The organism is Burkholderia metallica (assembly GCF_902832845.1).
In the GTDB taxonomy this organism is placed as follows: Bacteria; Pseudomonadota; Gammaproteobacteria; order Burkholderiales; family Burkholderiaceae; genus Burkholderia; species Burkholderia metallica.
The window spans coordinates 144,723-159,096 of sequence record NZ_CADFDB010000013.1; the positions used below are offsets into that span (position 1 = coordinate 144,723).

Below are 14,374 nucleotides of genomic sequence, written 5' to 3' on the forward strand. Positions count from 1 at the left end.
ATTTCCCATTTTTGGGTGTATCACGCGCATGAATCGCGATTTTCAAATTCAGCTCGACCGGACAGCGAAGCTGTCCCTGGCCGAACAAATCCGCATCAGCATCAGCAGAGCGATAGAGTCGGGGCTGCTCGCGCCCGGCACGCGCCTTCCTTCGTGGCAGGACCTCGCGGCGCAGCTCGGCGTCGCGCGCGGCACCGTTCAATCCGCGTACGAGCGCTTGTCCGATGCGCAAATGATCGAAACCTTCGGCGCCAGAGGGACGCGCGTTGCGCCACGATCGCGCGTCGTGCTGACGCGACCGCAGGTGCCGCAGGTCGGCGCATTCATGAAGGCTTACGACGAGATGAATGCAGGGCCTGCGATCTTTCAGCTCGGCATTCCGGCATTCGAAGGGCTGCCGGAGAAGCTGTTCTCGCGTTCGCGCTCGTCGAACCTGCTGAAGGCCGGGTCCTTGTCGTCGCTTCTCTATCCCGATCCGCGCGGCGAACTCGAACTGCGCACCGAGATCGCCGCCAATCTGGCGATCACGCGAAACTTTCACTGCCATCCGGAGCAGGTGTTCGTCACGTCCGGCTACGTGGCCGGCCTGGGACTCGCATTGAGCGTGCTCGGCCTCGACGGCAGGAAAGTCTGGATGGAGGAGCCGGGCTTCATGGTCACGCGCAAGGGTCTCGAGCTGGCCGGCCTGAAGATCGTGCCGGTGCCGGTCGATGCAGACGGCGTCAACGTCGACTACGCACTCGCGAAAGCGCCTGATGCCGCGCTCGCGGTCGTGACGCCTGGACAGCAGGCGCCGCTCGGATCGACCCTTTCGTTGCGGCGGCGTCTCCAGATGCTCGAATGGGCGCACTCGAACCACGCATGGATCATCGAGGACGACTACCTCGGCGAGTTGCAGCTGGAAGGCCGGCCGGCACCGGCAATGGCATCCCTCGACGAAGGCAAACGCGTGATTCATGTCGGCTCGTTCAGCAAGACCATCAGCCCTGCGCTGCGGCTCGGCTTCGTCGTCGCGCCTGTCGAACTCGTCAATGCGTTCTCCGAAGTCACCGCCACGCTCGCCCCCGCGCCGTCGCCGGTGATCCAGCTCGCAACGGCGGAATTCATGCGGCGCGGCCACTACATTCGGCGCGTGCGTCGGCTCAAGCGCCTCTATTCCGCACAGCGTGACGCACTGTGCGAGCAGCTGAGAATGCGTAACGCCGAGTGGATCACGGCCGGTCTGTCCGTCCTGCTCAGGCTTCCGGACGGCGCACCCGACACGGCGATCGTCCGGGAAGCGATGAGCGTCGGCATTGCGCCGTCTCCGTTGTCCGCGTGGTTCGCGACGCCCTCCTGGACCATGCCCGGCCTGCTGCTCAGTGTCGCGACCGCGCCCGAACAGCATGTCGCGACGTCGTGCCGACGACTGTTCGACATCATCGAACGACATTGCGGGAAAGCGCAGTAGCGACATGTCGCACGTGCGATCGATGCAGGCTGCTTGGGCCGTCCGCACCCCTCGATCCAGCCGTTCCCGCACCCGATGCGTCGCTGGCCGGCCCCGTCACTGCCCGTCGACGCCGGGCCCCGCGCTCCGGACGGACGCGACGAGCAGGCAAAGCGACGCGGCGAGGAGCACCAGATCCTTGAGCAGGAACTGGCCGGGCAATGCCGAGATGGCCGGGAACCCGCCCGATGTCGCTTCCGCGACGCCCGGTGTGCTCAAGAAGAACGTCAGCGTGATCAGATAGGTCGCGGTCGACATCGCCGCACCCAGCGCGGACAGCGCGGGCTGGAACGCACCGGCGATCAGCGCGGTGGTCGTCGACAGTTCGAGCACGCCGATCACATTGCTTGCGCCCTGAACGCCGAACGACGCGTTCAGCCAGCTCATGATCGGACTGTTGACGACGAACGGTGCGATGCCATTGGCTTCATACCCTGTGAACTTCATGCCGCCGAACCACAGAAAGATGACGACCAGCGCCCATCGGAGCAGCGCAAGAAGCGACAGCGACCCAACACCCTTTTCAGCGATCTGCAGACGGAACTGATTTGCACGCGTGCTCATAATGGATATCCGATTCAAGTAAGAACTGACTTCGTTGACGACGAAACTCACGCGCTGCCGCTCGAGCGATCGAACGTCTGCGGGGTTGCGTTGTGGCGTTACGGCACGAACGGGAACCAGCTGTGTTGCGCCGTTTCGTTCACCGTCGGTGCGGAACGGCGCTATGGAGAGAAGGCCGGCGACGTACCGTTGACGCGTTTGAAGACATTGGCGACGCCGGCAATCACGAGTGCGGGCGAGATGTCGGCGACGCTCGCCGGCACCGCCGTACCGGCAACGTCGACCACTTCGATCCGGTTCGCTGCGGCGAGCGTCCCGCGGGCGGGACTGGCGATGCGGTTCATGGTGTGCCTCGTTCGTCAGTGGACCAGGAGTCTCCACTTTAGAGGCGGCGCGTACCGATTTCGAGACTACGTTGGCTCAACAAAATGCCTGAAAGGATCAAACGCCGGCGCGGTTCATTCGGCGTCGCGTGCCGAGCGGAAAGCGTGCGATTCGGTTTCGTTCGCGAGACGCCGCCATTGTCCGGGCGTCATCCCCATCTTGTCGGTGAACACGCGCCGGAATGCGGCGACGGATCGGTAGCCGATCGCCTCGGCCACGGCCTCGGTGCTCATCGCCGGCTTCTTCAGCTCGTTCGCGGCCAGCGTCATCCGGATGTCGGTGAGCAGGTCCGTGGCTGAACGCCCCAGCTTGTCCTGGAAGTGCCGCATGAAGGTCGCGCGCGACATGTTGCACAGATCGGCCAGCTCGGGCAGGCTCCACGGTCGGGCGGGGTCGGCGAACATCGCCGACATGGCCGGCGCCAGCCGCGGATGGCCGGCCAGCGCGAGCAGCCCCGTCGGCGCTTGCCCGGATTCGCTCGCCGCGCGCAGCACGAGCGTGAACAGTGCGGAAGTCAGTGCGTTGAGGATCGCGTATCCACCGGGCTTCTCGCCGGCCGCCTCCATCCGCATCAACGCGACGAGACCGGCGAGCTGGTTCGACACAGAGCCGTTGCCGTCGTCACCACCACCGTCGACGGACCGTACCGTCAACGTCGTCGGCAGGTAGTCGCGAATCAGCCGGTCGTGCGGCGGTCTGATGAAGAACCGTCCGCACAGCATGTCCAGGCGTTCGCCGCGACCGTCGTTCTCGCTGAGTATCCCTCCGGCGAAGCCCTGGCGATTGTGCGTGCGTCCCGGCGTATGTCCGCTGCCGTCGTGCAGCACGTGCGCGGCGCCGTGCGGCAACAGCACGATGTCGCCGCTCGCTAGCTCCCTGACCGTACCCGTGCCGGTATCCTCGAGCACGGCGCGCCCTTCGAGCACGACATGGTACGGAATCTCGTGTGCGGCCGATCGATCCCACGCGACGTGCCACGGCGCACCGTACACGCAGCGGACCTCCACCCGGCCGGTGACGGTGATCATTTGCAGAAGATGGCTCAGCCAGTCGATGTCGGACATGGGGTTTCGAAACACCGGAAGCGTTCGGGCATTTTATGGCGGTTTCGCGCGGCCGTACGCGCGTTCGACGGCGCGCGATTGTGTCAGACAAATCGTTTTCGGTACTGGACGAAATCCGACCGCTCGGCGACTCGATCGTAAAGCTGCATCGCCTGACGGTTCGTCTTGTGCGTCAGCCAGTACACGCGCGGTACGCTGCGACGTGTCGCGTCGGCGTAGACGTGCTCGATCAGTGCGCGGCCGGCGCCGCAGCCGCGCGCGTCGTCCGCAACGAACAGGTCCTGAAGATAACAGTAGTCGTCGGTCGTCCACGTCGACCGGTGATACAGCCAGTGCACGAGCCCGAGCACCTGTTCGCCTGCGACCGCAAGCGCGGCATGCATCGGCTCCGACGGATCCATGAAGCGCGCCCACGTCGCGCGCGTCACGGCGTCCGGAATGTCGATGTCGTAAAAGCGTTGATAACCTTTCCACAACGGATACCAGACGTCGAAATCGCCGCGATCGACCGGCCTGATTTCGACGCGTTGCGGCGAATGCGCGTGAGCGTGCGCGCCGCGCAACCACGCATCGAGACCGATACGACCGACGCGCGCTTCGCGTGACGGTACCAGCGAATCCTGCTGGAGCTGCCCGCCGAAATATCGCGCGTCCGCGTCCTTCATGACGCTTCGCCGGTCGCCGACCGACTTCAGATAGCGCGCGACGATGGCATCGAACGGCGCACGCTCGGGGCCCGCGATCTCGACGATCCCGTTGCGCGGCGTCGCGAGCGCCACTTCCGCGACGATGGCCGCAACGTCGTCGGCCGCGATCGGTTGAAGCAGCGCCGGTGGCAGCCTGACGACGTCGCCGTCCATATGCGCGTCGGCAATGCCGCGCAGGAACTCGAGGAACTGCGTCGATCGGACGATCGTATACGGGATGCCCGATTCCTCGACCCGCTTCTCCTGCACGACCTTCGCGCGGTAATAGCGCTGATCCGGTACGCGGTCGGCGCCGACGATCGACAGCACGACATGGTGCCGCACACCCGCCGCCGCTTCCGCCGCAAGCAGATTGCGGCCGGCGGTCTCGAAGAACGTCAGCGCCGCCGTCGCGTCGGACGAGCGTGCATCGGACAGATCGATCACCGCGTGCGCACCGGCGACGGCTGCGTCGAGCCCGGCGCCCGTGAACACGTCGACACCCAGTTTGCGCGACACTGCGACCACCTCGTGTCCGCCTGCATGCAGAACGGCAACCGTCTTCGCACCGGTCAGGCCGGTCGCGCCGATCACGACTATCTTCATGATTTTCGCTCCATGGTCAGCGGCCGGACACGGCCGCCCGGATCGCCGCGACGTCGATTGCCGCTAGCGCCTGCTCGATTGCAGATGCGGCCTGGTCCGGCGACAGAAACGCGGTGCCCTGCACCGGGAGAAACTGCAGCGTGGTCAGCCCGATGCAGCCGAACGCCGCCAACAGGTACGGCGTCAGAAAATCCGGCTGATTCTCGCGCTCGCCGCTAAAGATTCCGCCGGCGGCGATGCCGACGAACACCGGACGATCGCGGAGCAAGCCGGCCTTCCCGGTCGGCGTCGACTTCATCGTCCGGCCGACGCGCAGCACGTGGTCTATCCACGCCTTGAAGACGGACGGAATCGCGAAGTTGTTCATCGGCGTGCCGATCACGATTACGTCGGCCGCCTCGACGTCGCGAATCAGCATTTCCGACAGTTCCAGAGCGGCCTTCGGCGGGTTGGCCAACGTCGCGGGCGTCGACAGTGCGCTCGCGTAAGCGGACGTCGCGTGCGGCAACGGAACGGCACCGAAGTCCCGCCGGCTGATGCTCGCGCCGGGCGAAATCTCGAACAGCTTCGCGACGATCGCGGCCGACAGTTGCCGACTGTACGATTCCGCTCGCGGGCTGAAATCAATATGGAGGATGTTCATGCGATCGATTCCCGTCGTTCCGTCACGCCGCGGCCACCTGAAGCCCGCGCTGCACCGCCGGCCGCGCGATACCGCGCTCGAGCCACGCGCTCACGTGAACGAAGCGGTCGAAGCCGACCAGCTCGCGCGCTTCGTAAAAGCCGATCAAATTGCGCACCCAGCCGAGCAACGACATATCGGCGATGCTGTAATCGGCGCCCATCACCCAGTCGCGGCCCGCAAGGCGTTCGTCGAGCACGCCGAGCAGCCGCGCCGACTCCGCTACGTAGCGGTTCAACGGGCGCTTGTCTTCATACGTGCTGCCCGCGAACTTGTTGAAGAAACCGACCTGACCGAACATCGGACCGACGCCGCCCATCTGCCACATCAGCCACTGCAGCGTTTCGTATCGCGTGTGCGGATCGGTCGACAGGAATCGTCCGGTCTTGTCGGCGAGATAGATCAGGATCGCGCCGGATTCGAACAGCGCGAGCGGCCGGCCGCCCGGTCCGTCCGGATCGTAGATCGCCGGGATCTTGCCGTTGGGATTGAGCGCGACGAAGGCCGGATCGCGATGCGCGTTCGCGAGGATGTCGATGCGATGCGCGTCGTACGCGAGGCCCGTCTCTTCCAGCATGATGCCGACCTTGACGCCGTTGGGCGTCGGCAACGAGAAGAGCTGGAGCCGATCGGGATGGCGCGCCGGCCAGCGCGTGAAAACGGGATGATCGAGTGTCACTTTCTTGTTCCTGCAAATGCCGCAGCGAACGCGACGCCCGGATACTTACCTGCATGCGTTCGCGGTTGTATCCGGGCCCTCGGCGCTACACGTATATCGCGTCGCCGCGCCGCCCACACGCGGCGCCGCGCGACATGGCGACGGTCAGATCGAGCCCGCCGGCGGAACCGCCGGAAAGTCCTGCTCGGGATCGAACACGTTGTTGAAAAAATTCGTCAGCGAGTACATCGCCACGAGCGCGACGATCTCCATCACGTTCGCCTCCGTATAGCCGGCATCGCGCACGGCTTTCAGATCGGCGTCGCCGACTTTTCCGCGCGTTTCGATCACCTTGCGCGCGAACTGTACGGCGGCGTCGCGTTTCGGATCGGTCGCGTGCCCCTTGCGGGCGAGAATGATTTCGTCGGCCGGCAGCTTCGCCATATGTTCGGCGGTCATGCTGTGAACCGTCAGGCAGTAGTTGCAGCCGTTCACTTCGGACACCGCGAGCCCGATGCTGTCGCGCGTCTTTACGTCGAGCGCCTTGCTCAACGCACCGAGCAACGTCGCCCATGCATTGAATGCGATCGGGCTTTGCGCGAAGCTCGCCATCATGTTCGGCGTGAATCCGATGTTTTTGGTAAACGCTGCGAGCGTCGGCTTCGATTCTGCCGGCACCTGTTCCGGCGTAAGCACTGCGGTCCTTGCCATCATGATCTCCGTGAATGACTGGTCTTGCTGATCGACGAAAGCCCATGCAGGAGCCGTCCGTCGGGTTGCTTCGTCCCCGGGGCTCCGGGGCGAAATGGGTTTTCAAGCGGGAAGTACGTTGCGATTGCCGCGGTCGCGGTCGTCTAGACGAGCTCCAGCACTTCGGTCACCGGACGGCGCGGCTTCTGCGCCCAGTTCCCCGGACGCTCGACGCCGATTGCCAGCAGCATCACCGGCACTTCGTCGTCGGCGAGCCCGAACTCGCGATGCACTCCGTCGGGGTCGAAGCCGATCATCGGCGTCGAACCGAGTCCGAGCGAGCGCGCCGCGTAGATCATCGCGGCCGCGCCGAACGTGGCGGTGCGCACGGCTTCGTCGCGGCGGCGTTGCGGGTACTCCATGTACAGATTGCGTGCGGGGATTTCCCACTCGGCCACCATCGAAGCGGGCATCACGCCCGCTTCGACCAGCGGCGCAAGACGCTCGGGAATTACGCTGGTTTCGACGAGCTGCCCGCAGACGATGAAGGTCACGGCCGCCTCGGTGACCGCCGGCTGATTCCATGCGATCGGGCTCAGGCGCGCCTTCGCTTCGCGCGTACGGACGGCGATGAAACGCCAGTTCTGCAGGTGGAAGGATGTCGGCGCGCTCGTGCCGATTTTCACCAGCTCCCGGATCTGGTCATCGGTCAGCGTCGCGTCCGGGTCGTAGTATTTCGCCGCACTTCGGCTCAGGATGCATTCGATCACGGCGTTGGTCGTGGCAGTTCCGTTGCTCATGGTCACTCCTTGGGGTGAGGAAATCGGTTCGACTATTCGAGTAGTGCTGTCGCGCCGTCCGATCGCGTCGGTCGCGATGCGGTCATTGCGCGGCTCGTTCATCAACGAGCGAGGAGTCTCCACTTTAGAGTTCGCCGATACCGATTTCGAGACTGCGCGTGCTCAATAAAATGCTCGAAAGGATCAAACGCGGAAGCGGTCCGTTCGTCGGCCGCGGAGCCGCATGACCGATGCCGTTTCGCATCGTCGGGACCGGGCATGCGGAAGGCTGCGGAGGTAGACGGGCGCTGCAAAGGTCATATGTGTGCGACATTCGATCGCCGGTCGGTGTCTGCACGTTACGGGTTTCGTTCGCGCTGCACACCGACAATGCAGCGCGTCATTCGACTTCTTCGGTCCGACGCCGCCACTGCCCCGGCGTCATCCCCATCTTGTCGGTGAACACGCGCCGGAAGGCGGCGACCGATCGGTAGCCGATCGACTCGGCTACCGCCTCGGTGCTCATTGCGGGCTTCTTCAACTCGTTCGCAGCCAGCGTCATCCGGATGTCGGTGAGCAGGTCCGTGGCGGAGCGGCCGAGCTTGTCGTGAAAGTGCCGCATGAAGGTCGCGCGCGACATGTTGCACAGATCGGCCAGCTCGGGCAGGCTCCACGGTCGCGCGGGGTCGGCGAACATCGCCGAAATGGCCGGCGCCAGCCGCGGATGGCCGGCCAGCGCGAGGAGCCCCGCCGGTGCTTGCCCGGACTCGTTCGCTGCGCGCAGCACGAGCGTGAACAGCGCGGAAGTCAGTGCGTTCAGGGTTGCGTATCCGCCGGGCTTGTCGCCAACCGACACCATGCGCATCAGCTCGACGAGGCTCGCAAGCTGGTTCGATGCGGACCCGGTGTCGTTCTCGCCGCTGCCGCTCACGTAACGGACCGTCAGCGTCGTCGGCAAGTAGTCGCGAATCAGCCGGTCGTGCGGCGGTCTGATGAAGAATCGTCCGCACAGCAGGTCCAGACGCTCACCCGAAGCATCGTGGCCGCTGCGGGTCCGGCCGCCCGGGCCGTGACGGTTGCAGGTGACGCACCGCACGTGTCGGCTGCCGTCGTGCAGCACGTGCGCGGCGCCGTGCGGCAACAGCACGATGTCGCCGCTTGCCAGTTCCGTGATCGAGCCGGTGCCGGCATCCTCGAGCACGGCGCGCCCGTTGAGCACGATGTGGTACGGAATCTCGTGCGCGGCGGCTCGGGCCCAGGTCAACTGCCACGGCGAACCGTAACCGCAGCGCACTTCCAGCTGGCCGGTGACGGTAATCATTTGCAGAAGCTGGCTCAGCGAATCGACTTGGGACATGGGCTTTGGGAACTCGAATTGGCCGTTCACTGCGTCGGCATCGAAGCGGATCATCGTCGCGGCGCCGTGCATGCTGCTGCGTATTGCGCGCGGGCCTGATCGACACGGCCATACGGTTCGCCCCGCGCACGTCCGGCACGGCACCGTGCCTGCGCGATACGCGTGGCGTGCATGCACATGCCGGCGCTGCCCGATTCGAACCCACGACCGACTGTGACGACAACGCGCATTCCTCGTCGACGACGCACGTCGCGTCGACGTTCGCCCCGCAACCGGATGCTCGCCGCCCGCGTGCGTGCGCCCTCGGATCGCGGTTATCTGATCGGTGCGGTGAGCTTCTTGTCGTCGCTGTCGACGACGAACACGGCCAGCAGCTTGGCCGGCTCGGTCTTGCTCGCGTTCCGGCTGATCGAATGCGTCGCACCGGGCGGTTCGGACCAGCTCTCGCCGGCGTGGTACACACGCACGTCGCCATCGTTCACCTTCGATTCGACTGTGCCCGACACCACATATGCGTAAATGAAAGCGGACTTCGCGTGCACGTGCGGTGCGGAGGCGGCACCCGGCGGATACTCGACCTCCACCGCGACGAGCGACTTGCCCGGCAGGTTCGGGATCGCTTGTTCGAAATTCGGCTTCACGATTTCACCGGCCCCATGCGCGGCGGCGAAGGCGCTCGCGACGATGGCAGATGTCGCGAAGACCGCAATCAGAATCGGACGGACATTCATCGTCGGCTCCCCCGTGTTGGCGTTCGCATTCTGACCCATCGATGGTACGAACTGAAGAACCAAGAATTCGGAATTTTGTGTGTACCAAGAAGCGCTTCGAATAAGCCGACCGAGCAGCATGTTGCGCCTTTCATGCATTCACGAACCGATGCGCGTTACCTGCACTGAGTGCGGGCCGTAACCGACGCGTCGCGACGGCAAACGCGATGCAATCGTCGCATCCGGCGGCTCGATCAGCAGTCAGGCCATGAGCACGATCCACACGGACGTGGCCGTCATCGGCGCGGGCACCGCGGGGCTCGCCACTTATTGCGCGGTGCGTGCGGTCATCTCGCGAGCGTTCGGCAGATCGCCATCTCAGTGGCCCGCGCTCTGCCCGCCGTCCACATGCAGGATCTCGCCGGTGATGAACGGTGCCGCATCGAGAAACAGGATTGCGTCGGCAATGTCGCTCGCTTCTCCGAGGCGGCCGACAGGATTGAACGCGCTCAACGCTTCGTGGATTTCCGGCGCGTGCATCGGTGTCCTGATGTTCCCCGGCGCAACGGCGTTCACGCGAATCCCCTTCTTTGCGTATTCGATCGCGAGCGACTTCGTCGCAGCGTTGATGCCGCCTTTCGTCAGCGCGGCCAGAACCGAGTAAACACCGCCGATCGCGACCTGGTCGATGCTTGCCGTAACACTCACCACGTGGCCGCTGCCGTGCTTTTCCATCTCCGCGATCGCGAGCTGCGTGATGTGATAGAAGCCCGCCATGTTCACGTTCATCACGGCTGCATAGTCTTCCGTCGTATGTTCGGTGAACGGCCTGCCAATGTAGATGCCCGCGTTGTTGACCAGCGTATCGATCCTCCCGTACCGCGCGATGCATTCGGCCATCACGCGTCGGGCCGTCGCTCGATCGCCGATGTCGCCGGCGACGCACAGAATGTTGTCGTCGTCCGATGGCTCGATGGTACGGGATGTCGCGACGATCAGATAATCCAGCCGCCGAAACGCCTCGACGATTTGTGCGCCAATGCCTTGCGACGCCCCGGTGACGACGACGACCTTCTGCGATTTGTTCATGCTTTACCCACCAGAACGGGACAAAGGATCACGGTTGCGCTTGGCCGTGCTGTTCCCTCATTCTTGATCGTCGCTGGCATGAGCGGAAGAACCAAGTTTCCGCACTTCCGTGTACACCAAGAACGGGCTTCAGCGTTCCCGGTTGTGCTCGGAACAAGGCCGCGCCGCGTTGATCTTTTCGAGCATTTCATTGAGCCGGTTCAGTCTCGAAGCCGTGATCCCCGACATCTAAAGTGGAAGCACGTTGGCTGCGTGCGCAGCCGTCCTGCGAGGAGGCCTTGCCAAGACATGGAACACGTTCCCGAGATGGGTGACAGAATCACCAACAAGCTCGCACCGCCCGACGGGCGTGCAATCCGACACTGGATCGGCCAGGATGCCTTCGAACATTGGCGAAACCTGCAGCGCTGGATTGAAACCTCCTACCCCGGCATGTTCGAGCCGGACTGGATTTACGGGGGAAAGAAGCGTGGCTGGTCACTGCGGTACAAGAAGACGAGGGCCCTCTGCACGTTGATACCGGCATACAGGCAGTTTTCGGTTCTTGTGGTCCTTGGCAGAGCCGAGCGAGAAAAGTTCGAGGAGCGGCGTTATTCGTGGAGCCCGAAGTTGGTCAAGCTCTACGATGAAGCGCGAGCGTACCCGGACGGCAAGTGGGTCACGATTGAAATATCGTCTGCGGACGATTGGCACGAGATCACCGATCTGATAACCATGAAGCGCCCTCCCGTCGATAAATCGGCGAAACGCGCGTTCTCGGGTAGTGCCGGGCGAATTTAAGCGACCGCAGTCTAGCAACGTTCGTGCCCAGTCCGATTTGATCGGCGAGCCACAATCCGGATTCGCCGCGCAACTCACCGAACACTAAAAATCGCGGCACGAACCGGTACTCGGGAAACATCGGCGGCGCCCCATTCGAAGGCCCTTGCCAGCAAGCACTTCGACGAATGCCACCGCACTCCACGGAACACCCCCCAATCTTCACGATTCATTTAACTTTCCGTGAGGACTTCGACACCGGCCGCTCACTACGATAGGCGCATGTTTTCAGGACCTGTTGCCAGGAGCCCATCATGCCCACCCGCAGACATCTGCTGTTCGCCGGCGCCACCGGCCTCGCGGTGCTCGCGACCCTGTCGTCCGTCGGCCGCCGCGGGCTGGTCGGCCGCGCGTTCGCCGCGCCGCCCGCCCCCCCGCAAACGGCCGCCCCACGCACAGCCGCCCCCTTCGAAATCACCCTCAGCGACGCCGAATGGCATCGCCGGCTCACGCCCGCCCAGTACACGATCCTGCGCGAAGCCGGCACCGAGCGGCCGTACACCAGCCCGCTGAACGACGAGCACCGGCAAGGCACGTTTGCGTGCGCCGGCTGCAACCTCGCGCTGTTCTCGTCGGCCGCCAAGTTTGACAGCCATACGGGCTGGCCGAGCTTCTGGAAGCCGCTCGATCACGCGGTCGCCACCGACACCGACGCGTCGTTCGGGATGATCCGCACCGAAGTGCACTGCCGCCGCTGCGGCGGCCATCTCGGCCACGTGTTCGACGACGGCCCGCCGCCCACCGGCCTGCGCTACTGCATGAACGGCCTCGCGCTGACCTTCCACCCGGCCGCCGCCTGATCCGGCCCCACTCCTGATCGACTGGAGAACGCACCATGCTGCTCATCGTCCTTGCCTACCTCGGCGGCGTGCTCACGATCCTGAGCCCGTGCATCCTGCCCGTGCTGCCGTTCGTGTTCGCGCGCGCCGACCAGCCGTTCGTGCGCACCGGCCTGCCGCTGCTGGCCGGCATGGCGCTCACGTTCGCGGTCGTCGCGACGCTCGCCGCCGTCGGCGGCGGCTGGGTCGCGCAGGCCAACCAGGCCGGCCGCTGGGTCGCCATCGTGCTGCTCGCGGTATTCGGCCTGACGCTGCTGATGCCGCGCGTCGCGGAGCATCTGACGCGCCCGCTCGTCGCCGCCGGCAACCGGCTCACCGGCTTAGCCCAACGCGACGGCCGCCCGGCCGGCCCCGCGTCGTCGCTGCTGCTCGGCGTCGCGACCGGCCTGCTGTGGGCGCCGTGCGCGGGCCCGATCCTCGGGCTCGTGCTGACCGGCGCCGCGCTGCGCGGCGCCAGCGTCGGCACGACGCTGCTGCTGGTCGCGTATGCGGCCGGCGCGGCGACGTCGCTCGGCGTCGCGCTCGTGATCGGCGGCAAGGTGTTCGCCGCGATGAAGCGCTCGCTCGGCGCCGGCGAATGGATCAAGCGCGGGATCGGCGCGGCGCTGCTGGCCGGCGTCGGCGCGATCGCGCTCGGCCTCGACACGGGCGCACTCGCGCAGCTGTCGACCGTTACGACCGGCGGGCTCGAAACGAAGCTCGTCGACCGGCTCGGTGGGCGCTCAAACGGCGCGCCGGCGATGATGCCCGCGACCGGCAACGCTGCCGACGACGCGCGCGGCGGCGCGATGATGGCCGCGGCAGCCGATAGCGCGCAAGCCGGCGGCGGCGCAATGACCGGCGGCGCGATGATGCGCACGGCCGACACGACGCATGCACCGGCCACGCTGCCCGTCGAAGGCACGCTGCCGTCGCTCGACGGCGCGGTGCAGTGGCTGAACTCGCCGCCGCTGACGGCGGCCGGGCTGCGCGGCAAGGTCGTGCTGGTCGATTTCTGGACGTATTCGTGCATCAACTGCCTGCGCACGCTGCCGTACACGACCGCCTGGGCACGCAAGTACGCACCGTACGGGCTGGTCGTGATCGGTGTGCACGCACCGGAGTTCGCGTTCGAGCGCGACATCGGCAACGTGAAGAAAGCCGTGCACGACCTCGGCATCGACTTCCCGGTCGCGATCGACAACCGCTTCACGATCTGGCGCGCGTTCAACAACGAATACTGGCCCGCGCACTACTTCGTCGACGCGCAGGGGCGCGTGCGCCGCCACCACTTCGGCGAAGGCGAATACGCGGAATCGGAGCGTGCGATCCAGACGCTGCTCGCCGAGGCCGGCCATCCGGAAGCATTGAACGTGCCGCTCGGGCTCGCCGGCGCACCCGCGAACGGCGCGCTCGCGGCAGCGGACGCCGCGGACGTCCGTTCGCCCGAAACCTACGTCGGCTACGCCCGCGCGGAGAGCTTCACGTCGCCGGGCGGCGTCGTGCGCGATGCGGCGCACCGCTATGACGCGCCGGCGCACCCCGATCTCAACGACTGGGGCCTCGCCGGCACGTGGCAGGTCGGCGCCGAACGCGCGTCGCTCGCCGCACCGTCGGGACGGATCGTCTACCGCTTCCACGCGCGCGATCTGCACCTGGTGCTCGGCCCGGGTGCGAACGGCCAGCCGGTGCGCTTTCGCGTGACGATCGACGGCGCGGCGCCCGGCGCCGCTCACGGCAGCGACGTCGACGCGCAAGGCGACGGCACCGTGAGCGGACAGCGCCTGTACCAGCTGGTGCGGCAGCCCGGCGCGATCGCCGACCGCACGTTCGCGATCGAATTTCTCGATCCCGGCGTGAATGCGTACGCGTTCACGTTCGGCTAATCCCGGCCGAACGCGGCGCACCAGCGCCGCGTCCGCGCCTCCCGCTTTCCGTACCGCTTTCCGAAGGAGCACACTGTGAATACCACTTTCTCC

At 65.6% G+C, this 14,374-nt stretch carries 15 protein-coding genes; 4 read left to right on the forward strand and 11 right to left on the reverse strand.

What is annotated here, in order from left to right:
- Positions 1 to 28: 28 nt before the first annotated feature.
- Complete coding sequence (pdxR, locus tag HWX08_RS29445) at positions 29 to 1,450, forward strand: MocR-like pyridoxine biosynthesis transcription factor PdxR (protein ID WP_174920848.1); 1,422 nt, start codon at positions 29 to 31, stop codon at positions 1,448 to 1,450.
- A gap of 96 nt (positions 1,451 to 1,546) precedes the next feature.
- Here pdxR and HWX08_RS29450 read toward each other — a convergent pair whose 3' ends face one another.
- The 11 genes from HWX08_RS29450 to HWX08_RS29500 all read right to left on the reverse strand — a co-directional run bounded on the left by HWX08_RS29450 (position 1,547) and on the right by HWX08_RS29500 (position 10,758).
- On the reverse strand, positions 1,547 to 2,053 hold the full coding sequence (locus HWX08_RS29450) for a YkgB family protein (RefSeq protein ID WP_174920847.1): 507 nt from the start codon (positions 2,051 to 2,053) through the stop codon (positions 1,547 to 1,549).
- A gap of 161 nt (positions 2,054 to 2,214) precedes the next feature.
- Positions 2,215 to 2,397: a hypothetical protein gene (locus HWX08_RS29455; RefSeq protein WP_174920748.1), complete on the reverse strand. Its 183-nt coding sequence runs from the start codon at positions 2,395 to 2,397 to the stop codon at positions 2,215 to 2,217.
- Between the two features lie 114 nt (positions 2,398 to 2,511).
- The gene (locus tag HWX08_RS29460; protein ID WP_174920747.1) at positions 2,512 to 3,501 is read right to left on the reverse strand and encodes an AraC family transcriptional regulator; all 990 of its coding nucleotides are present in this window, start codon (positions 3,499 to 3,501) and stop codon (positions 2,512 to 2,514) included.
- A gap of 83 nt (positions 3,502 to 3,584) precedes the next feature.
- Complete coding sequence (locus HWX08_RS29465) at positions 3,585 to 4,793, reverse strand: GNAT family N-acetyltransferase (RefSeq protein ID WP_174920746.1); 1,209 nt, start codon at positions 4,791 to 4,793, stop codon at positions 3,585 to 3,587.
- Between the two features lie 16 nt (positions 4,794 to 4,809).
- Positions 4,810 to 5,436: an FMN-dependent NADH-azoreductase gene (locus tag HWX08_RS29470; RefSeq protein ID WP_174920745.1), complete on the reverse strand. Its 627-nt coding sequence runs from the start codon at positions 5,434 to 5,436 to the stop codon at positions 4,810 to 4,812.
- 22 nt (positions 5,437 to 5,458) lie between these two features.
- The gene (locus tag HWX08_RS29475) at positions 5,459 to 6,154 is read right to left on the reverse strand and encodes a glutathione S-transferase N-terminal domain-containing protein (RefSeq protein WP_174920744.1); all 696 of its coding nucleotides are present in this window, start codon (positions 6,152 to 6,154) and stop codon (positions 5,459 to 5,461) included.
- A gap of 144 nt (positions 6,155 to 6,298) precedes the next feature.
- Complete coding sequence (locus HWX08_RS29480; RefSeq protein ID WP_174920743.1) at positions 6,299 to 6,844, reverse strand: carboxymuconolactone decarboxylase family protein; 546 nt, start codon at positions 6,842 to 6,844, stop codon at positions 6,299 to 6,301.
- Between the two features lie 143 nt (positions 6,845 to 6,987).
- On the reverse strand, positions 6,988 to 7,623 hold the full coding sequence (locus tag HWX08_RS29485; protein ID WP_107312970.1) for a nitroreductase family protein: 636 nt from the start codon (positions 7,621 to 7,623) through the stop codon (positions 6,988 to 6,990).
- A 379-nt stretch (positions 7,624 to 8,002) separates the two neighbouring features.
- Complete coding sequence (locus HWX08_RS29490) at positions 8,003 to 8,959, reverse strand: AraC family transcriptional regulator (RefSeq protein WP_174920742.1); 957 nt, start codon at positions 8,957 to 8,959, stop codon at positions 8,003 to 8,005.
- Between the two features lie 314 nt (positions 8,960 to 9,273).
- Entirely contained in the window at positions 9,274 to 9,690 is a 417-nt protein-coding gene (locus HWX08_RS29495; RefSeq protein WP_174920846.1) for a cupin domain-containing protein, read from the reverse strand.
- Between the two features lie 357 nt (positions 9,691 to 10,047).
- Positions 10,048 to 10,758, reverse strand: coding sequence for an SDR family NAD(P)-dependent oxidoreductase (locus tag HWX08_RS29500; RefSeq protein WP_174920741.1), 711 nt, complete (start codon positions 10,756 to 10,758; stop codon positions 10,048 to 10,050).
- Positions 10,759 to 11,046: 288 nt separating this feature from the next.
- On the opposite strand from HWX08_RS29500, the gene HWX08_RS29505 reads away from it, so the two are divergent.
- The 3 genes from HWX08_RS29505 to HWX08_RS29515 all read left to right on the forward strand — a co-directional run bounded on the left by HWX08_RS29505 (position 11,047) and on the right by HWX08_RS29515 (position 14,281).
- Positions 11,047 to 11,538, forward strand: a complete 492-nt coding sequence (locus HWX08_RS29505; protein WP_107312973.1) for a DUF3788 domain-containing protein — start codon at positions 11,047 to 11,049, stop codon at positions 11,536 to 11,538.
- Between the two features lie 293 nt (positions 11,539 to 11,831).
- Positions 11,832 to 12,377 carry a peptide-methionine (R)-S-oxide reductase MsrB gene (msrB, locus tag HWX08_RS29510; RefSeq protein WP_174920740.1) on the forward strand — a complete coding sequence of 182 codons (546 nt, stop codon included), beginning with the start codon at positions 11,832 to 11,834 and terminating at the stop codon, positions 12,375 to 12,377.
- 35 nt (positions 12,378 to 12,412) lie between these two features.
- Entirely contained in the window at positions 12,413 to 14,281 is a 1,869-nt protein-coding gene (locus HWX08_RS29515; RefSeq protein WP_174920739.1) for a cytochrome c biogenesis protein DipZ, read from the forward strand.
- Positions 14,282 to 14,374 lie beyond the last annotated feature (93 nt).